Below are 23,822 nucleotides of genomic sequence, written 5' to 3' on the forward strand. Positions count from 1 at the left end.
AAAATGCGAGTAATTATCTGCGGGGCGGGCCAGGTAGGTTATGGCATAGCTGAACGGCTTGCCGCCGAAGATAATGATATTTCCGTCATCGATACGTCTGCGGAACTCATTGAGGTTATTCGCGATACGCTGGACGTACGCGGCTTCGTTGGACATGGCGCTCATCCGGATGTTTTGGCGGCGGCAGGCGCTGATCAGGCGGATATGATTATTGCCGCGACGCTTTATGACGAAGTGAATATAGTTGCGTGTGAGGTCGCGCACGCGTTGTTCAATGTGCCTACCAAGATTGCGCGTATCCGCGCGCAGGCCTATCTTCAATCGCATTATCAGGATCTATTCTCACGCGATCACATGCCCATCGACGTGATCATTTCGCCGGAATTGGAAGTGGGCGAGATGGTGTTGCGGCGCATCGCGCTTCCCGGTGTTAGCGATGTCGTTCGGTTTGCCGATGAGAATGTAGCGGTATTGGCCATCGAATGCCTTGAGGACTGCCCGGTCATCAACACGCCCTTGTTTCAGCTTACCGATCTTTTCCCCGATCTGGTTGCGACAGTCATGGCAATTGTGCGTAATGACAAGCTGTTCATACCTCACTCGACAGACCAGATGTTTAGCGGCGATATCGCTTATGTCGCTTCCATTAAATCGCAGATCCATCGAACATTAGCTTTATTTGGCCATGAAGAACCTGAGGCGACCCGCATTGTCATTGCTGGCGGCGGCAATATCGGCCTTCATGTTGCGCAGACTATCGAAGCGAAGCAGCCAAAGACCAAGGTCAAGCTGATAGAGCCAAATCTCAAACGCGCCAACACGATCGCGGACGAGCTTCGCCGGTCCCTGGTTCTGCACGGCAGTGCGCTGGATCAGAAACTTCTCTATGAAGCCGAGATACAGGATGCCGACCTGATGGTCAGCCTGACGAATGACGATCAGGTCAACATGCTTGCAGGCGTTATGGCAAAGCGTATGGGCTGCAAGTCCAATCTCGTGCTGATCAACAATCCTGACTATCTCGACTTGAGCAAATCACTTGGCATCGATGCGCATATCAGTCCGCGCAGCGTCACGATTTCCCGCGTGTTGCAGCATGTCCGTCGAGGCCGAATTCGCGCTGTTCATAGCGTGCAGAAAGGGCAGGCGGAAATCATTGAAGCGGAAGCGTTGGAAACCTCGCCGATGGTTGGTGCTCCTTTGCGCGAGCTTGATTTGCCGGCTGGCTTGCGGATAGGCGCAATCTATCGCAATGGTGAAGTTATCAAGCCCGATGGTAACGTTCGCATAAAACCAAAAGACAGAGTGGTGCTTTTTGCCACGGCGGAGACAGTCAAGCAGGTTGAGCAGATGTTCCGGGTCAGTCTCGAGTTCTTCTAGCGTAGTTGAGCTGAATAAAAACAAAGAGTTGCATGGTAGACCTGCATTCAAGAAATCCTCCCTCTCACAGCTTCCAATCCATGAGTATGACAATGCCCAAAACATTTGCTTTCGTCGGAAACCTCAATCGCAATGCTTTGCCCGGTCAGGGCAAGGGCATCAGTGTGTATCAGTTCGATACCGAAATCGGCGATCTTGCGCTTGCGAGTGAGTATCTGGCAATCGATAATCCTGGTTATCTGGCAATAGATGAGCAGCGCAAGCGTCTCTATGCAGCAGTTGAAATTCCCGAGTGGAATGAAAATCTCGTAGCCGCGTTCGACATTGATCCCGAAAACGGTGCGCTGTCCTACATCAACATGCAGTCCACACTCGGGAATACCACGTGCCATCTGGGCTTTGATCAGACGGGTGAGAAGATTTTCGCATCCAATTACACCGTGGCTCCGTTGGGAGAGCGTCCGGGCAATGCAATTGTTGCTTTCTCCATTCGCAATGATGGCGCTATTGACCCTGCCTTTGCAGCCGCTTGCCATGAAGGTCCAAACGCCATCCTGCCGACCAAGAAAAGACAGCATGGTCATTGTGCGGTGGCCAGTCCGGATAATAGGACATTATTTGTCTGTGATCTTGGGCTGGATCAGATCCTTGCTTATGAAATACCCAAGCACGGCGAAAAGCTGAAACTCGCCGCAACGCCTTTTACCCAGTTTCCGGAAGGTGCCGGGCCGCGCCATTTAACATTTCATCCCAATGGCAAAATTGCCTACGTTATCAATGAATTAAACTGCACTGTTTCTGTTTTGGATTATGACGCTGAAAAAGCCAGCCTGACAATATTGCAGACTTTGCCAACAATTCCTGACGATTTTACCGAAACCAATACATGCGCGGAGATTGCTGTCAGTGCCGATGGTCGTTTCCTTTACGGATCAAACCGTGGCCACCACAGCATTGTGACTTATTCAATCGAGGATTCCGGAAAGATCTCACTGATCGGATGGACGCCATCGCAAGGTATTGGCCCGCGCAATTTCATTATCGATCCTTCCGGAAAATTCATGCTGGTGTCGAACCAGAAGGGCGGCGGTATTGCAGTGTTCAGACGCGATATCGAGACGGGAGCGTTGGAAGACACAGGCAAGCGTGTTGATTTGCCGACACCCATGCGTATCGTCTTCGGCACGTTTTAAGGAGCCTCAGAATGTCCCGAATTGCCTATGTAAACGGACAATATGTGCAGCATTCAGATGCCGGGGTGCATATTGAGGATCGCGGCTACCAATTCGCTGATGGCGTCTACGAGGTATGCGAGATTGCCCGCGATAACATTATGGATATGACGCGGCACCTAGACCGGCTTGGTCGTTCATTGTCAGAACTGAAGATCGCCTGGCCGATGGAGCGCAAGGCATTGCAGCTCATCATCAGGGAAGTGGTGCGACGGAACAAGGTTCACAATGGTCTTGTCTATTTGCAGGTGACACGCGGCGTTGCCCGCCGCGACCATGTGTTCCCGTCAGCTGATACGCCGCCCTCGCTCGTCATTACTGCCAAGCGCACCAGCCCGGCGGCATCCGCAGCACGTGCTGCAAAGGGCATCAAGGTAATCACAGTTCCTGAAAACAGATGGGAGCGGGTGGATATCAAATCGGTAGGGCTGCTTCCAAACGTGCTTGCCCGCCAGCAAGCCAAAGAGCAGGGGGCTCAGGAAGCCTGGTTTGTGGATCCGGATGGGACCGTTAAGGAAGGCGCTGCCACCAATGCGTGGATTGTCACAAAGGACGGCGTTCTTGTTACGCGGTCAGCGGAAACCGGTATTTTGCGCGGCATTACCCGAACGACAATCTTTGATGTGGCTAAAAAGCTTGGTTTGAAAATTGAAGAACGGGGATTTTCAGTAGACGAAGCAAAAAATGCAAAAGAGGCTTTCATCAGTGCCGCAACCACTGTAATTATGCCCGTTGTTGACATCGATGGCGTTGTGGTCGCAAACGGGCACCCCGGTACTATAACACTTTCGTTACGCGAAGCGTTTTTTGAGATTGCGGAAAAAACGCCATCCTGTTAACCCGTGAGTGAGGGGACTTTACAAACGCTGTTTTCCACCTCCTGTTGGAGCAGGGTTACCTGTTTCCACTGCAGAATTTTGCACGAGACACATTTGCTGATCGCATAAAAGGATAAAAACAATGGCTGAACGATCGCAGAATCTTCAAGACCTTTTTCTGAACTCCGTCAGAAAACAGAAGATTTCTCTGACAATCTTCCTGATAAATGGTGTAAAACTGACCGGTATTGTTACTTCGTTTGACAATTTCTGCGTGCTTTTGCGCCGTGACGGCCATTCGCAGCTTGTTTACAAGCATGCCATTTCGACCATCATGCCAAGTCAGCCTGTGCAGATGTTCGAAGTTGAAGAAAGTGACTAACCGCATTTGACCAAAGAAAATACGCGTAACGCAGACAAAAGGGGCGGAATTGCCGAGGATGGCGATACCGCCCGCGAAGCTACTCGCGCGCTCGTCATAGTTCCAGTGTTGCCGCATCGCTTTGCAGATGGTGGCAAGCAGGAAGATCACAAAACACCTGCCTACTACCGCGAATTTCAACGCAGCGATGAAGCACGTCTGGAAGAGGCCAAAGGTCTCGCTCGCGCCATTGATCTGGATATTGTCCATTCCGACATCGTACAGGTCTCTGCGCCCCGACCAGCAACGCTGCTCGGTTCAGGCAAAGTCGACATGATCGCTGAGATCATTGAAGAAACGCATGCCGAACTGGTGATTGTCGATCACGCACTGTCACCCGTACAGCAGCGCAATCTTGAAAAAGCGTGGAATGCCAAGGTTCTTGATAGAACTGGACTTATTCTGGAGATTTTCGGTCGTCGTGCCCAAACAAAAGAAGGCACGTTGCAGGTCGAACTGGCGCATCTGACCTACCAGAAGGGCCGGTTGGTTCGAAGCTGGACTCACCTTGAGCGGCAAAGGGGCGGCGGCGGATTTCTGGGCGGTCCGGGTGAAACGCAGATCGAGTCTGACAGACGCGCACTGCAGGAAAAGATTCTGCGTATCAAGCGCGAGCTGGAAACAGTTGTCCGCACACGCGCCTTGCACCGTAGCAAGCGCCGCAAGGTTCCGCATCCCATCGTTGCGCTCGTAGGCTATACCAATGCCGGTAAATCCACGCTTTTCAATCGCATGACCGGCGCCGGAGTGGTCGCGGAAGACATGCTTTTCGCCACGCTTGATCCAACCTTGCGGCGAATCCGCCTGGAACATGGCGAAATGGTTATCCTGTCTGATACGGTGGGATTCATATCAAACCTGCCGACGCATCTTGTTGCGGCATTCCGGGCGACACTCGAAGAAGTTGTCGAGGCGGATCTGATCTTGCACATACGCGATATTTCCGATCCGGATACCGCTGCGCAGGCCGAAGATGTCCATGCCATCATGGCCGATCTTGGTATTGAGCGAGGCGATACGAAGCGCATTATCGAGGTCTGGAACAAGATTGACCTACTGGATGAGCCGGGCAGGGAATCTGCGCAAAGGCTTAGTGCCGCTGCCACAGGCAACGAACACCCAATTCCTGTTTCGGCGATCACGGGAGAGGGCGTAGACACCCTTCTGGCTGAAATTGAAAACCGCATCGCCGGAAAGCTTGCTCATGTGAAGCTTACATTAAAGCCAGAGCAAATGGGCCTCATTGATTGGATTTACCAGCACTCCAGCAATCTGAAGCGCAAAGATGAGGATGATGGCTCAGTTGTACTGACCATGGATATGACGGTGACTTCAAATGCCGTTTTACAAGAGAAACTGCTGACCAAAAACAAAGCCTAATTCACTTCTTGGTCTTTGCTTCGCTCCAGAGTGCCTCCATTTCGTCCAGTGTAGCATCTTCAAGGGATTGTTGGCGTTCTGTCAGCTTGCGCTCAATATAATGAAAGCGTGTGCGGAATTTCTCGTTGGTTCCGCGCAATGCGCTTTCCGGTTCCAGTTTCAAATGTCGACCAAGATTGACCATGGCGAACAGCAAGTCGCCATATTCCTCTTCGGTCTTTTGCTGGTCGCCAATGCTTATTTCATGTCTCAACTCGGCGATTTCTTCTTCAATCTTGTCAAGAATGGGAAGGGCTTCCGACCAGTCGAAGCCCACTTTGGCGGCTTTTTGCTGTAATTTCAGGGCCCGCATCAGCGATGGAAAGCCCTGAGGAATATCGTCAAGAAATCCACTCGGCTCGGCAGTTTCAAGCTGCAATGCCGCCCGTCGCTCGCGCCGTTCTGCCTTCTCTTCAGCCTTGATCTTGTCCCACATGCCCTTGGCCATGCCTGCGCCACGGGCATTTTCGTCGCCAAAAACATGCGGATGGCGCCGTATCATCTTGTGCGTGATGGCTTGCACCACATCGCCAAAATCAAAAGCCTTCATTTCCTCCGCCATTCGAGCGTGAAATACGACCTGAAGCAACAGGTCGCCCAGCTCCTCGCGCAAATCATCAATGTCATTGCGTTCGATGGCATCAATGACTTCAAACGCTTCTTCAAGCGTATACGGGGCGATTGACTTGAAATCCTGCTCGATATCCCATGGACAGCCGGTAACAGGCGTGCGCAAAGCGGCCATGATGTCGAGGAGACGTGTAATTTCGCGCGATGGTTTCATTGCACGACCATAAGCGAGGTCACTCCTTACAGCCATCTCACATGCAAAGACCGGGTCAATTGTCCACAACAAGCGGATCAGGCTCTACGCCCGATTTTCGACAATAGAATGACTGGCAATATGCCTATGACAACAATAGCAAGCGCCGCGATGGATGCTTCTTCATAAGTGCCACGTGCAGCTTCACCGTAAAGGTGCGTTGCAAAGGTTTCAAAGTTAAGCGGTCGTAGCAGCAATGTGGCTGGTAGTTCTTTTACGCAATCCACAAAAACGAGAAGGGCGGCCGCAGTCAACGCCGCTTTTGACAAAGGTAAATGGACATGCCGGAACGTACCGCTGGCACTTTGACCGAGCGTGCGCGAAGCGTGGTCGAATGAAAGCGGTATCCGCGTGAGCCCGGCGTCCATGCCGCCCGCCGATATGGCGAGGAAACGGGTAGCGTAGGCATAAATCAGCGCTGCGCCTGATCCCATAAAAAGCAGACCGGTCGAAACGCCGAACCAGGCTATGGCATTTCTGTTTATGAACTGGTCCAGCCCCGCCAGCAGAATAAGGACACCAATGGCAATAACAGTGCCGGGTGCGGCATAACCGATAGTCGCCAGCCTGAAAAACCAGGCGGAAGCTGGTCCTGGCCGCAGACGGGCAACATAGGCAAGCAAGACGCCAAGCCCCACGGTGACTATTGTCGCTGTAAAAGCAAAAACGACAGTGTTGGCCGCCTCAATAAGAAATCGGGGCGAAAGCCCGGCAAATTGGAAACGGCGCCAAGCTTCGGTTGCAAGATATATGGCCGGGAAAACAAATCCTATGAGAACTGGAATGGACCCGATGCAGAAAAATATCAGCCCTTGCCGCGAGGTTACTTTCAGCGGCTCGGAAATGCGGCTTCTCTGCGCGCTGATGGAGTAGCGTTGTTCGCGTCTTGCCCAACGCTCCATTGCCACCAGTGCAACGACGATGAAAAGCAGCGAAAGCGCGATCTGCGAAGCGCCCGGCAAATCGGCGCGCGTTATCCATGTTGTATAGATCGAGACCGTAAGTGTGCGGATGCCCAGGAATTCAGAGGCACCGATATCATTTAACGCTTCCATGAGCGCCAGACTGACACCAACTGCTATGGCGGGACGGGCGAGGGGCAGGGCCACCCGCCAGAATATGTGACGTCGCGAAACACCAAGCGTACGGGCGGCCTCGATCAAACTGGACGACTGCATCAGGAAAAGTGCCCGTGTTGGAATATATACGTAAGGGTACAGGACGAAACCGAGCAGGATGATGCAGCCCGTCATGTTGCGTATATCCGGAAGGCGGAACTCACGCGGGCTGGAATAGCCGAAGAGCCAGCGTATCGCACCTTGCACAACGCCTATCGGGTGAAGAATATCCAGATAGGCGTAGGCGATAATATATGTTGGTACTGCCAGGGGCAGGATGAGCGCCCATTCGAGGATGCGCCTGCCCGGAAAATCATAGGCAGTGACGAGCCAGGCGGCTCCTGTGCCCAAGATTGCGACGAGCAGTCCCACGCCGCAAAGCAAAATAAGCGTATCGGCGAGTGCTGTGGGTAGGGTGGTCACAAGCAGATGAGACCATAATCCGGCTGAGCCTTGAATAGCCTGTAGCGCCAGTGCAAAAACAGGCAGGAGAACCAGAACAGCTATAATTGCTGCCGAGACGATCCATCCCGATCCGCTACGGCTGTGCCGCCGGTTTGTTGTTAACGGGGTGGTCAAACGCGCATCCATTCAAGGTAAGGACGAGCGCCCGTGAAGCCGGGCGCTCGTCCTTTTTGATTAGTTGTCGAAACCGACTTTGTCTACGAGTTCGCTTGCTTCTTTGCGATGGCTAACAACTTCGGTCAACGGGGTTGAGTCGATCTTGAGCTCGCCAAAAGAGGCAATGATCGGATCTGCTTTGGCACCGGCCTTTACAGGATATTCGAAATTGGCTTCGGCATAGATTTTCTGTGCTTCATCAGAAACCAGATATTCGAGCAGCTTGACAGCCTCGGCCTTGTTTGGAGCATGTTTTGCAACTGCTGCGCCGCTGATATTGACCTGCGTTCCTCCATTTTTGAAGGTTGGAAGTACGACCTTGATTGCTTCGCCCCATTTGACCTGGTCTTCGCCGCCCTTTCCAGAGCGCATCAAACCAACATAGTAAGAGTTTGCAATTGCGATATCGCAGATCCCGCCAAGAATGTCCTTGGCGCCGTCGCGATCACCGCCGCCAGCTTTGCGGGCGAGGTTGCCTTTTACGGCTGCAAGCCACTTTTCGGTCTCGGCTGCATCATAATGGGCCAGATAGCTGGCAAAAAGCGCTGTGTTGTAAGGATGCTGGCCGGAACGAATGCAAATCTTGCCCTTCCATTTCGGGTCTGCAAGGTCTTCATAATTGAAGCTGGCTAGATCGAGGTCCTTGGCCGCATAAAGAACGCGGGCACGCATGGACAGGGCAAACCAGTTACCCTTTGGATCGCGCAAAGTTTCCGGAATGGATTCTGTCAAAACTGCGGATTCGACCGGCTGTGTGACACCTTTATCAACCAGATCGACGAGGTTGCCTGCGTCAACTGCCATCAAAATGTCTGCAGGAGAGCTTTCGCCTTCGCTGGCAACGCGTTCAGCAAGTCCGTCTTTCATAAATACCGTATTGACCGTGATTCCTGTCGAAGCCTTGAACGAGTCCAGCAAGGGTTGAATCAGGCCTGGTTCCCGGGTGGTATAAATATTGAGTTCGGCAGCGGATGCTGCGCCCGCACCAATGGCAAGAACGCCGGCCAGTACAATTGATTTTGCCGTATTGGATGGATGCATTGTAACCCCCTTGGAAAATGAAAAAACACAGTCATGGCAAAACCATACTTGATTGATCTTATCAAGTTTTTAGGATGTAGCTGGTTCCATATCACGAAATGTTGATTGGGGTTGTCTTTGGCTAGGGGGCTGGGAAAACCAACAAACCTTCTGCTTTTACCGTAAGGCCTATATGGTCTGCCGTGCCGGGAAGCCGGTCGAATGTCTTCACATGCAATGGCTCAGTCAGCTCTTCAACATTGACCATGATCTGTTCGGTATCGCCCAGGAATATCCGTTTGGCTATTTTCCCTCTCAGTTGGCTCTGGTCAGTGCTGACCGAAATCGCCTGAGGGCGCAAATAGGCGGTGACTGCTGTCCCGTCATTTACCGGGGCTGTACAAGCATAGGTGCCTATCGCTGTTTCAATATGCCCGTTGCGATAGATGCCCGGGACCTTATTAAAATCTCCAAAGAAGTCTGCTGCATAGGGTGAATTTGGCGCGTCGTGCAGTTCATACCCTGTCCCTGATTGAACGATACGTCCTTGCCGCATAAGGATAATGCGATCTCCGGTTGACAGCGCCTCTTCAGGATCATGCGTTACCATGATGACCGTTGTGCCCAACTCCCGCAGCAACCCGAATGTATCGTTTCGAACTTTCTGCCGTAATCCCGAATCCAGACTGGAGAATGGCTCGTCCATGAGCAGGATATCAGGGCTGGGGGCGAGCGCGCGCGCCAATGCCACGCGTTGCTGTTCGCCGCCGGAAAGCATGTGCGGGTAGCGCGTGGTAAGCGATGCGATTCCTACATGCTCGATGACTTCTTGGGCGCGCTTAAGCGCTTGCTGCTTGGGCAAAGCCTTCAAACCAAACAAAATATTCTGTTCGGCCGTCAAATGCGGGAAGAGGGCGTAATCCTGAAATACAAACCCGATCTTGCGCATTTCAGGCTCAACGAAACGCTGCGGCCCGGCGATTTCCTCACCCTGCATTAACAGGACGCCACTGTCGGGGCTGTCGACGCCTGCAATAATTCTTAGAAGCGAGGACTTGCCGCAACCAGAATGACCTGCAAGGCAGATGATTTCACTCGCCTGGATCGACAGCGATATGTCTTTAAGCGCATCAACTGCCCCAAAGCGTCTGCTGACCGCGTTTAGCTGAAGAATCGCCGCTTGGTGCTCAGGTTTTTGCATGTTCATTTCGTTTGTCTCGGTCTGCTGCCATTGCATGTTGCCTTGATCCGTTAAATTGCGATGAAATGCAAATGATGTGCGGCTTTTCAAGGTAGGGCGCGGACAGGTTTTAGATGCGGCGGTTGACAATTCCGTGAAGCTATACAATCGTTGATACTGCGCATCCCGGTCCTACGGGCCGATAAATCATGCTGTCCGCCTGTGACAGCGATCAAACTGCGCCTCACCAAAATCCCAAAATTTCATTACCGAAAAGACGGAGGGTTTTCCCATGACCGATGCTCAATGCGTATGCGGTGGACTTAGACTGACAATGCGAAAGCCAACAAAGTTGGTTGCCGTGTGTCATTGTTTCGCTTGCCAGAGGCGAACAGGCACATCATTCAGCGTCAATGCGTTCTATGCGGCTGATAGTGTCGAGATTTCGGGAGCTGCAACGGAGTACAGCCGTGTTGCCGAAAGCGGGCGCAAGGTTCGCATGTATTTTTGCCCGAGCTGTGGTTCAACGGTCTATTGGAAACCCGATGCGGATCCGACAATTGTTGGTGTAGCAGTGGGTACTTTGGCTGACCCAAATTTCCCGGCGCCGACGATGTCAGTTTTCGAGCAATCAAAACATCATTGGGTGAGTTTTGCCGAAGGAACCGACTGTTTCCAGGCAAGTCCGGTGTAGGATTGCAATTGGCACGTCGACGCCAAAAACAACCGGGCGACCGTGCGGCGTTCGTCCACGCTCAACTGTACAAGAGCGAGATTGCTCATCCGCAATTTCCTGGATGTCGTATGGTCCGGGGAGTGTGACATTTCAACTTTACAGAGCGCCTACACTTAAGTCGCATAAGATAGATTATGGAACTAATGGGATGACCAAAACCCAGCTATGACGCGGTTTTTCTTGATCAAAAACCTTGATTAATGCATCGAGATTTAAATTGTAATGTCAGCAATATGCGCTTTGGCAGCTGTTGCCAGCCTGTGTGGTTCACATGGAAAAACGAAGTTCGTTCCACCTGCTGCTGCCCATACGATATCAAACTGCATCAGGCTTTCATCTGCATATGTCTTGATGTCGATCAGATGTCCCAATGGCGATACTCCGCCGATAGCAAAGCCCGTTTCCTTGCGCACATATTTCGGGTCTGCCCGATGCAATGGCTCGCCTGTCAGTTTGGCGGCCTTGTCGAGGTCAAGCTTGCGCGGCCCGGATACAAGGAAGAGATAAAGACTATTGCTGTCTGCACCCTGGAAAACCAAGGATTTGACGATTTGCGCTACCGTAACGCCGCATTGTACTGCCGCATCTTCAGCCGTATGCGTTGAATCAGCCATTTGGCGAATTTCGATGTCGAGACCGGCGGCTACGGCGGCCTGCCGGACACGTTCAACGCTCTTGCTCACAATTCGACCTCAAAAGACAGCCCGTCATAGGCCGGTTCGACATTATCTGGAGTTTCGCGCAGCACAGTTCCATAATCCAGGGGTATATGCATATGTGTGAGATATGCTCGACGAGGTTTCAACTTATCAATCCAATCCATTGATTCTTCGAGTGAAAAATGGCTTGGATGTGGACGATACTGCAAAGCGTCGATGATCAAAGTATCAAGGTTGAAAAGCTGAGCTGCAGTTGTGTCGGGAAACGCATTCACATCGGAACAATAAGCAACATCGGCGATCCTGAAAGCCAGGGAAAGAATGTCGCCATGTATCTGAGGCAAAGGTAAAAACCTGATTGGTCCGCCCGGCCCGTCAATTTCGAAGGCTTCGTGATGGATAATCTCATGCGGTCGCAAGATCGGCGGATAGCTTGAGCCTTCCGGTGTTTTGAAACAGTAAGAAAATCCCTCCATCAAGCGTCTTTGCGTCGCTGCGTCGGCATAGATATTCACAAGATCGCGTCTGTCGATGACAAAGGTGCGCAAGTCATCGAGCCCATGAATATGGTCGGCATGGGCGTGAGTATAGACAACGGCGTCCAGCTTGCCGTGACCAAAATCGATCATCTGCGAGCGGAAATCCGGCCCCGTATCAATAATGACTGTTGTGGTGCCATGATCGCCAATACGCTCGACAAGCATCGATGCGCGCCGGCGTTTGTTTTTTGGCTCGTTCGGATCGCAATTGCCCCAGTCACCATTAAGCCGCGGCACGCCGGGCGACGAACCGCATCCAAGGATAGTGAAGCGCAAGCGATCAGGCATGGGCTGGCCTTGGCATCTTTGTAAACAGGCGAAACACATTGTCAGACGTTATATTGGCGATTTCAGCCTCGCTTACGCCAATCGTTTCGGCCAGAACAGCAGCCGTATGGCGAACGAAGCTCGGCTCGTTGCGTTTTCCGCGGTGCGGCATGGGTGCAAGATATGGAGCATCGGTTTCCACCAAAAGCCGGTCGCGCGGAACATTTCGTGCAATCTCCCGAATTTCGGGCGAGTTTTTGAAAGTCAGAATACCGGAAAATGAGATATAGCCACCAAGCTCTACGCCTACTTGTGCAAGTTCGGCACCCGACGAAAAGCAATGTAGAATGAAGGGGAAGGCGCCCTTCCCTGTTTCTTCACGCAAGATCGAGATCATGTCTTCGTCGGCGCTGCGCGCGTGAATGACCAATGGCAGCTGCGTTATTCTGGATGCCGCGATATGTGTGCGGAAACCCTGATCCTGTGCTGCGGGCGGCGCATAATCATAGTGATAATCAAGTCCTGCCTCGCCAATGGCCACGACCTTTGGATGTTTTGACAACTCGACAAGCTCTTCAACCGCCACATCCAGCTCTTCGTGGGCATTATTGGGATGCGTGCCAACGGAAGCGTAAACGCCCTCATAGGCCTCCGCGATCGCAATGATGCTATCAAAACGACGAACACGCGTACAAATCGTTACAAGGCGCTTGATGTCATTATCAAGCGCCCGCTGAACGATGGCATCGCGTTCCTCGGCGAAATCTGCAAAATCCAGATGGCAGTGACTATCAACAAGCATCAGTCTATTCCGCTTTGTCTGCTTCGACGTAGCGAGGGAAAATAGGCTGCGGTGCAGGCAAATCGCCACCCGGAACAAGTTGGCTTTCCACGAGGTCAGTAAAGTTGCGCTCGTCGGCCGGTACCGCCAGAATATCGAGCAATTTCTCAGCCGAACCCGGAATGAATGGCTGGCAAAGAATACCGATACGCCGGATCACTTCTGCTGTTACATAAAGAACAGTTTCCATGCGGGCCGGATCGGTTTTCTTCAGCGCCCAAGGCTCCTGCCCTGCAAAATAGCGGTTTGCTTCGGCCACGACGCCAAAGATTGCCGCCAAGGCCTGATGCAGTGCCTGAACGCCAACAGCTTTGCGCGCCGTATCCAATGCCGCGATTGCCTGATCGAGAATTGCCTTGTCGGCTTCAGTCAATTCGCCAGGTTTTGGCACTTTGGCCTCGCAATTCTTGGCGATCATCGACAGCGAACGCTGCGCCAGATTGCCAAGATCATTGGCAAGATCGGCATTTGTACGATTGACGATCGCTTCATGGCTGTAATTGCCATCTTGACCGAACGGTATTTCCCTCAGCAGGAAATAACGCAACTGATCAAGCCCGTAATGTTCCACGAGCGCAGTTGGATCAATCACGTTGCCAACCGATTTCGACATTTTCTCGCCGCGGTTAAAGACAAACCCATGCCCGAAAACCCGCTTAGGCAATTCGATCCCGGCAGACCAGAGAAATGCTGGCCAGTAAACCGAGTGAAAGCGGATAATGTCCTTGCCGATAATATGCACATCAGCGGGCCAATAATGCCAAAGATCTGCATTTTCGTCCGGGTAACCTGTTGCCGTGATGTAATTGGTCAGGGCATCCACCCATACATACATCACATGCTTTTCGTCGCCGGGAACAGGGACGCCCCAATCAAACGTGGTTCGTGAAATTGAAAGGTCTTTCAGTCCGGATTTGACAAAGGACACAACTTCATTACGTCGCTCGTCGGGTCCGATAAAGCTTGGATTCTCGCTGTATAGTGCAAGCAGGCGGTCCTGATAGGCTGACAGACGGAAGAAATAACTCTCCTCTTCAAGCCATTCCACAGGCGTGCCCTGCGGGCCGTAGCGCACATTGTCCGCACGCAGCTCCGTCTCTTCTTCCTGATAATAGGCTTCGTCGCGCACGGAGTACCAGCCGGCATAACCGCCCTTATAAATGTCGCCCGCATCGGCCATTTTCTGCCAGATCGCTTGCGAAGATTTATAGTGGCGCTCTTCCGTCGTGCGAATGTAGTCATCAAACGAAGCATTCAAAAGATGCCCCATGTCACGGAAAAGTTTAGCATTTCTATCAGCGAGTTCACGCGGGCTGATGCCTTCTTTGCGCGCCGTCTGCAGCATCTTGATACCGTGCTCGTCCGTTCCACTCAGGAACATGACATCCTTACCGTCATGGCGGTTGAAGCGTGCAATAGCGTCGGTAGCAATCACCTCATAGGCGTGACCGATATGCGGGCTTCCGTTTGGATAAGCGATGGCAGTCGTGATGTAGAATTTTTCGCGGCTCATGGGTACCTGACTTTGTCTCTTCTTTCCGCATCTTGGGAAAAGTTGACATAACGCAAGTCAGACGTGATTGCCATAGTGGGCGGGTTCGCTGTGCGGCTCTAATTGAATGCCCGCTGGCTACGCTCAAGAAAAATCAAAACGGTTTGTTTGCGATCAAGATTGAAGGCCGCAGCGTCCCTCGCCTCATTCTGGATTTCCCGCCATAGCAATGACCAGCGATTGGCTTCGTCGGCACTGCCCCGCTCGGCGGCAAGTCGTGCCTTGACGGCGATCCGCGCCAGCAAATCATCGAGGAACAAGTCGTATTGAATCTCCGCGTCACGGCCCGAGAGGGCTGTTGCCAGGGCGTGAGCCTTTGGCACGTCAAAAACGCGTTTTGCCAGTATGCTGTCCACCGCCGCCGAGATTTCGAGGCCGCCAAAGGCGAGCAATAGCGCGGCCTTGCGCACGCTGCCATCCGCATGAGCCATCAATTGATCTGCATCGGGCAGTGTTTGGGTGTCGAGATTAATCGCCTGTAATGCCGCTGATAGATCCTCGTTCGCCAGTGGTTCGAAACGAATCGATTGGCAGCGCGAACGAATTGTCGGCAATAGCCGCCCTGAAGAATGCGATATCAAAATGAAAAGTGTTCGCTTGGGTGGTTCTTCAAGAGTTTTTAGTAAGGCATTGGCAGCATTACGATTCATGTCATCAGCTGGATCCACGATTACAATGCGCCATGCGCCATCATGCGATGTCCGGTTTAGAAAATGTCCTACGCGCCGAATTTCTTCAACCGGTATTCCGGTCTTGAATTTTCCGCCTTTTGCATCAAATGGCCGGCTTATATGCAGAATGGAAAGATGCGTTCCGGTCGCAATTTGCCTGTAGGGTGCGGTTGCGAAATCAGGTGTTGCAAGCGTCAATGGTGCGGTTTCAGGCTGGGGATATTTCAGCATATGTCCAGCGAGATGAAATGCCAGCGTCGCCTTGCCAACACCTGGAGGACCTTCAAGAAGCAAGGCGTGATGCATTTGACCGGACTGATAGGCTTGAGCCAAAAAGGCTCGTATCCCCACATGACCAAACAGTGCTGGATTTGCTGAAGGCGACGGAACGCCATCAATAGCGTCATGTGTGGCTGGTACATCCAGAACTGGCTCGCTCACTTCGCCGCCTCAACTGTTTGAGTGTCTTTGTGCTTGTTTGCAGCCCTCACCTGATCAACATAAGCGATGATCTCGGCCGATATTATATCGATAGGCCGATCCGCAGCGATAACTTTGCAGCGCTTCGGCTCTGCATTGGCGATAGCAAGATATGCCTCGCGCCGTTTTATATGCAATTCCACGGTCTCTTTTTCAAAGCGGTCCGCAATGTCAGCGCCGCGCCGCTTATTGGCCCGTTGAAGGCCAAGTTCCGCAGGTAGGTCGAGAATGATCGTCAGGTCCGGAATCAGGCCGTTAATGGCTGTCCGTTCTATGGCACGCATAAGCTGAGGGTCCAGATTTCCCGTAACGCCCTGATAGACGCGGCTTGAATCAATATAACGATCGCATAGCACCGTACGCCCAGCCTGCAATGCCGGACGTATAACCTGCTCCACGTGGTCATTTCTCGCAGCGGCAAACAAAATTGCTTCCATTGCGGGCCCCAGTGATTCTGCCGCACCGCTCAGAATAACGTGGCGGGCAGCTTCAGCTCCTGGCGTCCCGCCGGGCTCGCGCGTTACTAGCACGTCTTCGCCGTCAGAACGCAAATACTCGCTCAACCGGGCAATCTGGGTGGATTTGCCAGCGCCCTCGCCGCCTTCAAATGTAATGAACAATCCCTGCACGCCTCGATCTCTTCGTTACTGGCATGAACCACGTACTGCAAACATGCAATATGGCATGTCTACTGATATTGGGAGGCAATTGCCAAGAAGTTTAAAAGTTCAATCGACGCATCCAGCCCGTGGTCAGCTCGAATACCGCATTCAGCGAGCGTTCCGTGAGATCGCCGCTTTCTACGGCTTCCGCTGTATAGACCGGCGTTTCCTGCACGAGCGCATCGCCAATCCAGATACGTAATGTGCCAACTTTTTGATCCGCTTCGAGCGGTGCCACCAATGGCCCATTATAGACCACATGTGCCTTGAGGCGGTCGCGGTTAGCCACGGGAACAAGTATGCTCACTTTCTCATGCGCTTTTAGTGGAACGCCGGACTTTACGCCGCCAAATACGCTGGCCTCGCCAACAGATTCGTTGGGTGCGAAAATGTCGACTTCTTCAAAGGCCTGATAAGCCCATTCAAAGATGCGCTTGGCTTCCTCGGCACGTTCTTTGTCTGTCGCAAGGCCGCTCAATGCAACGATGTAACGCCGGCCGCCCCGCTCTGCTGCACCGACAATGCCATAACCGGATTGCTCGGTGTAGCCGGTACCCATGCCGTCTGCGCCAATATCAAGCCGCAACAGCGGATTGCGGTTGCGCTGAAAAATGTTGTTCCAGGTAAAATTGTCCTGCGCATAGGTTTTGTAATATTCGGGGTATTCCTTTTTTATGTGTCGCGCCAACTTCACAAGATCGGTTAGCGATACCCGCTGCTTTGGGTCCGGCAGCCCGGTGGAATTGACGAATGTCGAAGCGGTAAGCCCTATTTCCTTGGCGCGCGCGTTCATTAATTCGGCAAATTTCGCCTCTGAGCCCGCAATTCCTTCCGCGAGAATGATGCAGCCATCATTAGCCGACTGCACGATGACGCCTTGTACCAGATCGCCGACCGCGAGCTGGGATTTAAGTTTGGCGAACATGGTCGAGCCACCGGATGGCGCGCCGCCCGTGCGCCAGGCATTCTCGCTGACAGTATATTGCGTCGTCTGTGAAATCCTGCCCGCCTTCAACTCATGAAACACCACTTCCATCGTCATGAGCTTTGCCAGAGCCGCCGGCTCGATCAGCGTGTCGGGCGATTTGGCGAATAATATTGTTCCGGTCTGGTCTTCGACCATAAGAGCCTGCTTGGCTTTGGTGTCAAACAGCGCTTCCTCGGCATTGGCAACCAAGGGCGTGAGCAAAATACCAATACTCAAAGCACAGGTATGAATATGCTTTGTCAGATAAGAGAATGTCCTGCCGGGCTTAGCTTCTGTCATCGCGAACAACAAATGCGTCTGTTGCGCCAGCCTTCCAGGCTGCCTGTAACAATGCATCAGTCTGTTTTGCGGTGTCAGCCTTCGCGGCGAGCGCGATACGGCTACCTGCCGGGCTGGCGACTTCGGAAAGTTTTATTTTGCCAAGTGGCGCAAGTGTGTTCATCAAGCGCGTGGCTTCTTCCTTGTCGGCAAAAAGGCCAATATCAACATACTCGCCCTGGAATGCGCTTTGCGAGGCGCTCATTGATTTCCAAGCGCTTGTTACAGCTTCCGGCGTCAACAGCATTTCCGTCGCTGCGGCAGGCGCATGCGCCATTTCTATACGCTCGCTGGCATAGGAATTAACGAAGGGTGAGGATGTAGGCTTCTGGGCCTTATATGAGCCTACGAGTACCGCAGGTTTATCGGCAATAAATGGCCCGATCAGAGGCAGAACCGGATCAATATCCGTGTTGAACGACAGGCCCGTGTCATCGACCAGACTTGGCTGGGATTGCGGCATCGCCAATTGGTTGGCCTGCTCCCCTAAAGAAACTGGCTGTGTGCCAAGGCTCGCGACCTGAATACCGGCTGGTTCAGGACGCACCATACCGGGAACGGGCGTCTGCTTTCTCGCTGTTGGCGTGGTGCCATTCATTGCGATCATGACGCCAGATGCCGGTTGCCCCCAAGGATCGGATGCACCTGGTCCGCGATAGGATGCCATGAGAAAACGATCATCATCGCCCTCAAGCGGTGCGCGGCCAACATATTCAACTTTTACATCTGCAGTGCCTGTATGCTGATAGTCCAGCATAGTGGCAGCACGCTGCGACAGATCGATTACCCGGTCGCTATGATAGGGTCCGCGATCATTGACGCGCACAATAACTGACGCGCCATTTCCAAGATTGGTGACGCGTGCATAGCTTGGCAGCGGCATAGTTGGGTGCGCTGCGGAAAGTTGTGCCGTGTCATAGACTTCGCCATTGGCGGTCAAGCGCCCGTGAAATGCCGAACCATACCATGAGGCCCTGCCCTTGCGCACATAGCCCGGCTCTTCCTTGGGATAATACCACTTGCCTGCAACCTGATATGGACGTCCGACCTGATTGCGGCCACCGCCGCGTGTGATCTTTCCGCCGGTCCAAACGCGCGGGCTTGCCTTCACACCATATTTGGATTCAGCAAAATATTCCTTGCCGTGGGACTTCTTGGTGATCTTGGCCTTTGGCGAAGCGCAGGCTGTCATGAGAACACCCATGGCCACGACGCCCGCAATGCGGCTGAACTCGAAAACTCGGAAGGTTTTGGCTTTTGGCAATGCAAACCACCGGCCTGCACGGCCGTCCCCACAATTTTACATCAAGGCATAAATACCAGATTGAAACATCTGCGCAAAGCCGAGACACATAACCGGATTTGTACGACGTCCATCAATGTCATCCAGAGGTTGATACGTTGTTAACAAATGCTTTGCGGGATTGATAATATTACGCATGTTTATGGATGGATTTGCAAGCGTAAGTCAGGTGATCTTGAGCACGCGCCCCGACGTCTAGGAGATGGCCTCCAGACTGCCATCTCCATAAACAATTGTTAATGTTGTTTCCCAACTGAAAATGACGTCTGGTCGCATTCTCCCAATGACGACAACCCTTTTCCAAGTGTTGCAGTATATTTCTGAGGGATTCGGGTGCCCTATGTCAGTCTCTTCCGCCCCGTAATCATCGCTGCGACGAGATTTTCCTTGTGACGAACACTGGCGAGAAGGACGCCGGCCAAATGAAGCGCCACAAGAAAAATGACACCGTTGGCAAGAAACTGGTGCACATCTTCAAGTAACTCTTCGCCAAAGAAACGATCTGTTGTTAACAGCCAGCCGGTCAGCCCTGTCATGCTTATGGTGAGCAATAGCGCCAGGATCATTGCGCCACCGGCAGGATTATGCCCGATATGACGCTCTTCTTTTCCCCGCCAGATTTGCTTGAGATACCCAACTGTCTCGGCAGGTCCTTTCACAAAGTTTGTAAATTTGACAAAGCCACCATCCAAAAAACCGGCAAAAATACGGATGGTAACGATGGTAACGGCGCCATAGCCCAGATATTCATGAACCCAGCGGATATTCTCGGACATTATCCAGGCGCCCAATACACAGGATGCGAGTGTCCAGTGCATGGCCCGGATATATCCGGGCCATGTCTTGATGGATTGTCGCTCTTGCGACGCTATTTCTGATAGCTCACTTGTCATCGCCCATGGCCTTGAAGCTTACTGGATCAAAGAACCTTTCCAGTTTCTCACCACTCGCTTTGGTCGCATAGGCTTCATAGCAACCATTCTCTGTCTTGATCTTTTTGACTTTCCATCCCTCACCCTCAAGCTGTTTCTGCAGCGCCTCTTTTGGCTGCCACTTCTCTTTAGGGGTATCGCATTTTGGGGCAGCCATTGCGGTGCTGGCAACGAGAGAAAGTGTCAAAGCGGCAAAAATGGATTTCATGGTCTTGTCCTTCTTCAGGTTGTGACGTGACCTGTCTGAAGGCAATTGCTGACATGACACTGAATGGCGAGCGCTGGTCCCTTCATAATTGAACGTGCTGATTTTCGCCGATTTTTTTTGGAATCAGAAAATTCGTCAATAGTGAATTAATTATTGGAACCAATCGTGCGGAGATGGATTTTACTAATATCAGGACGGCATCGAACATGTTTCGGAAAGCATCCTGATAGAGGCTCAGTATCGTCCATGAATAAAATCATGCGGCAATCTGGGCCTCACTTTTGAGTGGTTTCAGTCCCACCTTGAGAGCCTGACATTGTTTCCCATTTGGGGCTCGTCTGGCCTTTATTCACATCTAATATCGCCAATGCAAATAGTCGTTGTAGAACAGGTTGACGCGGCAATCCGAAAGGCTATAAAGGCCCCCGAACAACATTCGGCAGAAAAGCAATCGCAATTGCTTTATCTCCGAAATGATCCTGAACCAGGTCATCAAGTGTTTTCAACAGGTTGGAGGGGTGGCCGAGCGGTTTAAGGCACCGGTCTTGAAAACCGGCGTAGGTGAGAGCCTACCGTGGGTTCGAATCCCACCCCCTCCGCCATTTTATTGCAGTAAATGATAAAAAGGCAGGTTAGCGGACAAAGGCAGAGTTTACTTTCGTTCGGCTTTTTCTAATCGTTCCAATCCGGCTGCTACCTCGCGCGCGAAACATGCGCTGCCAAGTCGAGGCAACGGCAGGCATATCCCCATTCATTGTCATACCAGGCAACGACCTTGGTCAGTCCGCTTTCAATCTGCATGCCGGCGAGCGCGTCGATGATTGAAGAATGCGGATTACCGCGCATATCGGTAGAGACGACAGGCTCATCGCAATAAGCGAGAAGGCCATGCATCGCGCTTGCCGTCTGCTCGCGGAGCATCGCGCAAATGTCCTTATAAGACACGCTTTCCCTAAGCCGGCATGTAAGATCAATCATCGAGACGTCCGACACCGGCACGCGCACCGCCATGCCGTTGATCCTTCCATTCAGCTCGGGGATAACTTTGCCCACCATGCGCGCCGCACCGGTGGTCGCCGGGATGATGTTTTCAAGGATGCCACGCCCGAAACGCCAATCCTTGCGCGCCACGCCATCGACCGTGTTCTGGCTCGACGTTGTCGCGTGAACCGTAAGCATCAGCGCTTCCTCAAGGCCGAAAGCGTCATTCAGTGCTTTGGCGAGCGGCGCTACACAATTCGTCGTGCATGACGCATTCGAAACAACGTTTTCACCGGCGTAGTTGACCGCATTGACACCCATCACAAAGACAGGTGTGTCGTCCTCTGGCGGTGCGGAGAGCAATACTTTACCTGCACCGGAAGCAAGGTGTCCTTCCACGGCCTTTTTTGTCAGGAACAGACCGGTGGACTCAATGACGAGATCGACGCCGACGTCGCCCCAATGGATCGCGCCCGGTTCCCGTTCGCCGAAAGCCCTGACCTTGCTACCATTGATATCGAGGGCGTTATCCGCAGCGGCTAGACTGGCCCCGAAGCCGCCATGCACGCTGTCATATTTGAGGAGATAAGCCAGATGATCGATTGGCAGCAGATCGTTGATTGCCACGACCTCGACGTCGTCGCGCGCCATGGCAGCCCTTAGAACTGTCCGGCCAATACGTCCGAACCCGTTAATGCCGATGCGGATTTTATCAGTCATGGATTGTCCTTTTCCGGGGCGGTTCGCCGCTTGCGTATGCGGCCTGAGCGCTGCAGGGCGAAATGCAAGCGCCTATTCGCTCGACTTCTTCCAGAGGGGTGTTTTTTCTGAGTCACCTATTTTATACTAGTTCGCATAAAAATATGGCGCAACGAATTTATTGCGATACGGTACAAAAATGAATGAGAAATCCGCCCGCGGGCGTCCACGCAAATACGACACCAGGGCAGCGCTCGACGCTGCGCTCCTGGAATTTAGGCGCCATGGCTACACCGCCACGTCGCTGGATCATCTGTCGGAGGCCACGAAAATGGCGCGGCCGAGCCTTTATGCCGCCTTCGGTCACAAGCGCAGCATCTATCTGCGGGCAGTCGGACAGTATGTTGAGGACAAAGCCGTAGACTGGAACCGTGCCCTCTTCGACGAACCTTCGTTTGCAAAAGCGCTCGAAGCCTATTTCCTTATACTTGTTGCTATCTATTCGGAAGGTGATGATCGCCCGCTCGGTTGCCCCATGCTCAGCGTCATAGCCGGCGAAGCTACGGCCGATCCTGTGATGAGCGCGGAACTGTCTGCCGCTCTCGAACGCACCGACGCGCGGTTTCGCAATCGTATCGCGGTGGCACGCGACGACGTCCAGTTACCGCCTGAAACCGATGTAGATACCCTCGCCGACCTGCTCGCCGCCTTGCAGCACAGTCTTGCATTGCGCGCCCGTGCCGGGACAGAACAGCCGGAACTTGAGCGCATCGCACGCAACAGTGTTGCGCTGATCCTCAGGTCCGCAGGCGCTATCCCGGTATCAGACTACGCTACAGTCGCCCCTAATCCTTGATCGGTTCGCCGAGGGTGTGCATCAGGCGGTTGGCCCAGCCGAAGATTGCGGATGAGAGAACGAGGTCAAGAACTTCGAGTTCGTTGAGGCCGACATCCGCCAGAGCCCGCACATCGGCCGCTGTTGCCTCGGGCGGTGTCGGCGATAAATGTGCTGAAAAATCAAAAATGGCTTGTAGATGCTCGTCAATCGTTGCGTTCAGCCCATCAGCGAAGATCGCGTCAATTACGTCGCTGCGTTTCGTCTGGGCGGTGAACCGCGAAGCGTGGACGGCGGCACAGTAGACGCAGCGGTTAACGATGGATGCCGCAACTGCGCCCAGCTCGCGCTCGCTCGATGCCAAGCCGTCTTTTCCATACATGATCAGGTTGAACAGCGGCGAGCGAACAGCAAGTGTCTCAGGATCGTGCGCCAGGGTAAGCACATAGGGCGAAATGCCCTTGTTCGACGGCGTTGTCTGCATCGCCGCATGCTGCTCTTCTGTCGCGGTCGCGAAATCCACCGGGACAACATAGGGCTGCCAGCGCGGAACCGTTGTAGTAAAAGTATGGACAACCTCGCTCATCGCATTTCTCCCATCAGTTTCAAGCCTGCAAGAACACGCACCTGATAATTGACAAAGGCCGCAAGCTCCGCGAGCCGAACGATATCGGCGTCGGTGACGCCGACCTGACGCAAAGCCGCGATATGAGCCTGCGTCGCATCTCGTGGCGCGACTGTCAGCCGGTCGGCGTGGCGGACAATCTCCGCGACACGTGGTTCGGTAACGGTGGCTTCGGGATCAGCAAGCGGGGCCGTGGCCGGTTCGTCAGCGCGCGCAACCAGGATGTCATAATGGTCTGCGAGCGCGGCGTTGCAGTTCTGCCGCGCCATTCGAGCGGCAAGTGCTGCCCTTAATCCAAGCGAAAGACCACCTGGATCACGCGGTAGGACAACGGCGTCGTGCGCTGCTTCACTGAGGCGCAATATTTCCGCGCGTTTCTCCATAGCGTCCGCCAGGGCGGTGCCCGGCCTGACGGAGGCAAGGGTTTCGATGAGTGTCAAAACTAGCTCCTCATATTGATGGCTGGTGTGCCATGTAATTAGGCACGACCTGTT

At 53.0% G+C, this 23,822-nt stretch carries 24 protein-coding genes and 1 tRNA gene; 8 read left to right on the plus strand and 17 right to left on the minus strand.

All coding sequences use genetic code 11. The features are described 5' to 3' along the window. The first annotated feature begins 3 nt into the window (after window positions 1-3). The 5 genes from trkA (at window position 4) to hflX (ending at window position 5,231) form a co-directional block, all read left to right on the plus strand. Entirely contained in the window at window positions 4-1,380 is a 1,377-nt protein-coding gene (trkA, locus tag V9K92_RS19955; RefSeq protein WP_115053061.1) for a Trk system potassium transporter TrkA, read from the plus strand. A 92-nt stretch (window positions 1,381-1,472) separates the two neighbouring features. Then, a complete protein-coding gene (locus V9K92_RS19960; protein WP_337354748.1) occupies window positions 1,473-2,573 on the plus strand; it encodes a lactonase family protein in 1,101 nt (366 codons plus the stop codon). Window positions 2,574-2,584: 11 nt separating this feature from the next. Next, complete coding sequence (locus V9K92_RS19965; RefSeq protein ID WP_115053063.1) at window positions 2,585-3,451, plus strand: D-amino-acid transaminase; 867 nt, start codon at window positions 2,585-2,587, stop codon at window positions 3,449-3,451. A 121-nt stretch (window positions 3,452-3,572) separates the two neighbouring features. Beyond that, window positions 3,573-3,812, plus strand: a complete 240-nt coding sequence (gene hfq, locus V9K92_RS19970; protein ID WP_008129219.1) for an RNA chaperone Hfq — start codon at window positions 3,573-3,575, stop codon at window positions 3,810-3,812. 6 nt (window positions 3,813-3,818) lie between these two features. Continuing rightward, the gene (gene hflX, locus V9K92_RS19975) at window positions 3,819-5,231 is read left to right on the plus strand and encodes a GTPase HflX (RefSeq protein WP_443094478.1); all 1,413 of its coding nucleotides are present in this window, start codon (window positions 3,819-3,821) and stop codon (window positions 5,229-5,231) included. Window position 5,232: 1 nt separating this feature from the next. On the opposite strand, the gene mazG is transcribed toward hflX, so the two are convergent. The 4 genes from mazG to V9K92_RS19995 form a co-directional block, all read right to left on the minus strand. Further along, window positions 5,233-6,054 carry a nucleoside triphosphate pyrophosphohydrolase gene (gene mazG / locus V9K92_RS19980; protein ID WP_115053065.1) on the minus strand — a complete coding sequence of 274 codons (822 nt, stop codon included), beginning with the start codon at window positions 6,052-6,054 and terminating at the stop codon, window positions 5,233-5,235. A 77-nt stretch (window positions 6,055-6,131) separates the two neighbouring features. Continuing rightward, the gene (locus V9K92_RS19985) at window positions 6,132-7,802 is read right to left on the minus strand and encodes an ABC transporter permease (RefSeq protein WP_115053066.1); all 1,671 of its coding nucleotides are present in this window, start codon (window positions 7,800-7,802) and stop codon (window positions 6,132-6,134) included. Between the two features lie 48 nt (window positions 7,803-7,850). Further along, the gene (locus tag V9K92_RS19990; RefSeq protein ID WP_307285050.1) at window positions 7,851-8,873 is read right to left on the minus strand and encodes an extracellular solute-binding protein; all 1,023 of its coding nucleotides are present in this window, start codon (window positions 8,871-8,873) and stop codon (window positions 7,851-7,853) included. Window positions 8,874-8,994: 121 nt separating this feature from the next. Continuing rightward, window positions 8,995-10,053: an ABC transporter ATP-binding protein gene (locus V9K92_RS19995; protein ID WP_443094479.1), complete on the minus strand. Its 1,059-nt coding sequence runs from the start codon at window positions 10,051-10,053 to the stop codon at window positions 8,995-8,997. A 271-nt stretch (window positions 10,054-10,324) separates the two neighbouring features. On the opposite strand from V9K92_RS19995, the gene V9K92_RS20000 reads away from it, so the two are divergent. Further along, on the plus strand, window positions 10,325-10,726 hold the full coding sequence (locus tag V9K92_RS20000; RefSeq protein ID WP_307285044.1) for a GFA family protein: 402 nt from the start codon (window positions 10,325-10,327) through the stop codon (window positions 10,724-10,726). 254 nt (window positions 10,727-10,980) lie between these two features. Here the strand turns inward: V9K92_RS20000 and V9K92_RS20005 are convergent, their stop codons facing one another. From V9K92_RS20005 to V9K92_RS20050, 10 genes are all read right to left on the minus strand, one after another. Then, window positions 10,981-11,451 (minus strand): YbaK/EbsC family protein, encoded by a 471-nt coding sequence (locus V9K92_RS20005; protein WP_337354750.1) that lies wholly within the window; start codon window positions 11,449-11,451, stop codon window positions 10,981-10,983. Next, window positions 11,448-12,254, minus strand: a complete 807-nt coding sequence (locus V9K92_RS20010; RefSeq protein ID WP_337354751.1) for an MBL fold metallo-hydrolase — start codon at window positions 12,252-12,254, stop codon at window positions 11,448-11,450. The genes V9K92_RS20005 and V9K92_RS20010 overlap by 4 nt, the downstream gene beginning before the upstream one ends. Further along, window positions 12,247-13,035, minus strand: coding sequence for a TatD family hydrolase (locus V9K92_RS20015; RefSeq protein WP_337354752.1), 789 nt, complete (start codon window positions 13,033-13,035; stop codon window positions 12,247-12,249). Before V9K92_RS20015 ends, V9K92_RS20010 begins: the two co-directional genes overlap by 8 nt. A gap of 4 nt (window positions 13,036-13,039) precedes the next feature. After that, on the minus strand, window positions 13,040-14,587 hold the full coding sequence (gene metG / locus V9K92_RS20020; protein WP_337354753.1) for a methionine--tRNA ligase: 1,548 nt from the start codon (window positions 14,585-14,587) through the stop codon (window positions 13,040-13,042). A gap of 98 nt (window positions 14,588-14,685) precedes the next feature. Continuing rightward, window positions 14,686-15,738, minus strand: coding sequence for a DNA polymerase III subunit delta' (locus V9K92_RS20025; protein WP_337354754.1), 1,053 nt, complete (start codon window positions 15,736-15,738; stop codon window positions 14,686-14,688). Continuing rightward, a complete protein-coding gene (gene tmk / locus V9K92_RS20030; RefSeq protein WP_336440098.1) occupies window positions 15,735-16,406 on the minus strand; it encodes a dTMP kinase in 672 nt (223 codons plus the stop codon). Before tmk ends, V9K92_RS20025 begins: the two co-directional genes overlap by 4 nt. A gap of 91 nt (window positions 16,407-16,497) precedes the next feature. Further along, entirely contained in the window at window positions 16,498-17,706 is a 1,209-nt protein-coding gene (locus V9K92_RS20035) for a D-alanyl-D-alanine carboxypeptidase family protein (RefSeq protein ID WP_336440099.1), read from the minus strand. Beyond that, window positions 17,693-18,949 carry a septal ring lytic transglycosylase RlpA family protein gene (locus V9K92_RS20040; RefSeq protein WP_435530159.1) on the minus strand — a complete coding sequence of 419 codons (1,257 nt, stop codon included), beginning with the start codon at window positions 18,947-18,949 and terminating at the stop codon, window positions 17,693-17,695. Before V9K92_RS20040 ends, V9K92_RS20035 begins: the two co-directional genes overlap by 14 nt. Before the next feature lie 437 nt (window positions 18,950-19,386). Further along, window positions 19,387-19,941, minus strand: a complete 555-nt coding sequence (locus V9K92_RS20045) for a cytochrome b/b6 domain-containing protein (protein ID WP_307285017.1) — start codon at window positions 19,939-19,941, stop codon at window positions 19,387-19,389. Further along, window positions 19,931-20,188 carry a PepSY domain-containing protein gene (locus V9K92_RS20050; RefSeq protein WP_307285014.1) on the minus strand — a complete coding sequence of 86 codons (258 nt, stop codon included), beginning with the start codon at window positions 20,186-20,188 and terminating at the stop codon, window positions 19,931-19,933. The genes V9K92_RS20045 and V9K92_RS20050 overlap by 11 nt, the downstream gene beginning before the upstream one ends. A gap of 512 nt (window positions 20,189-20,700) precedes the next feature. Here V9K92_RS20050 and V9K92_RS20055 point away from each other — a divergent pair. After that, window positions 20,701-20,790, plus strand: a tRNA-Ser gene (locus V9K92_RS20055). A gap of 91 nt (window positions 20,791-20,881) precedes the next feature. Here V9K92_RS20055 and gap read toward each other — a convergent pair. After that, complete coding sequence (gap, locus tag V9K92_RS20060; RefSeq protein WP_336440101.1) at window positions 20,882-21,889, minus strand: type I glyceraldehyde-3-phosphate dehydrogenase; 1,008 nt, start codon at window positions 21,887-21,889, stop codon at window positions 20,882-20,884. A gap of 178 nt (window positions 21,890-22,067) precedes the next feature. On the opposite strand from gap, the gene V9K92_RS20065 reads away from it, so the two are divergent. Then, complete coding sequence (locus tag V9K92_RS20065; protein WP_336440102.1) at window positions 22,068-22,724, plus strand: TetR/AcrR family transcriptional regulator; 657 nt, start codon at window positions 22,068-22,070, stop codon at window positions 22,722-22,724. Here the strand turns inward: V9K92_RS20065 and V9K92_RS20070 are convergent. Both V9K92_RS20070 and V9K92_RS20075 read right to left on the minus strand, forming a co-directional pair. After that, on the minus strand, window positions 22,714-23,289 hold the full coding sequence (locus V9K92_RS20070; RefSeq protein ID WP_336440103.1) for a peroxidase-related enzyme: 576 nt from the start codon (window positions 23,287-23,289) through the stop codon (window positions 22,714-22,716). The genes V9K92_RS20065 and V9K92_RS20070 overlap by 11 nt on opposite strands. Beyond that, window positions 23,286-23,768: a CMD domain-containing protein gene (locus tag V9K92_RS20075; protein ID WP_337354755.1), complete on the minus strand. Its 483-nt coding sequence runs from the start codon at window positions 23,766-23,768 to the stop codon at window positions 23,286-23,288. Before V9K92_RS20075 ends, V9K92_RS20070 begins: the two co-directional genes overlap by 4 nt. Window positions 23,769-23,822 lie beyond the last annotated feature (54 nt).

Origin of the sequence: Phyllobacterium sp. CCNWLW109 (assembly GCF_037203905.1) — a bacterium.
GTDB lineage: Bacteria > Pseudomonadota > Alphaproteobacteria > Rhizobiales > Rhizobiaceae > Phyllobacterium > Phyllobacterium ifriqiyense.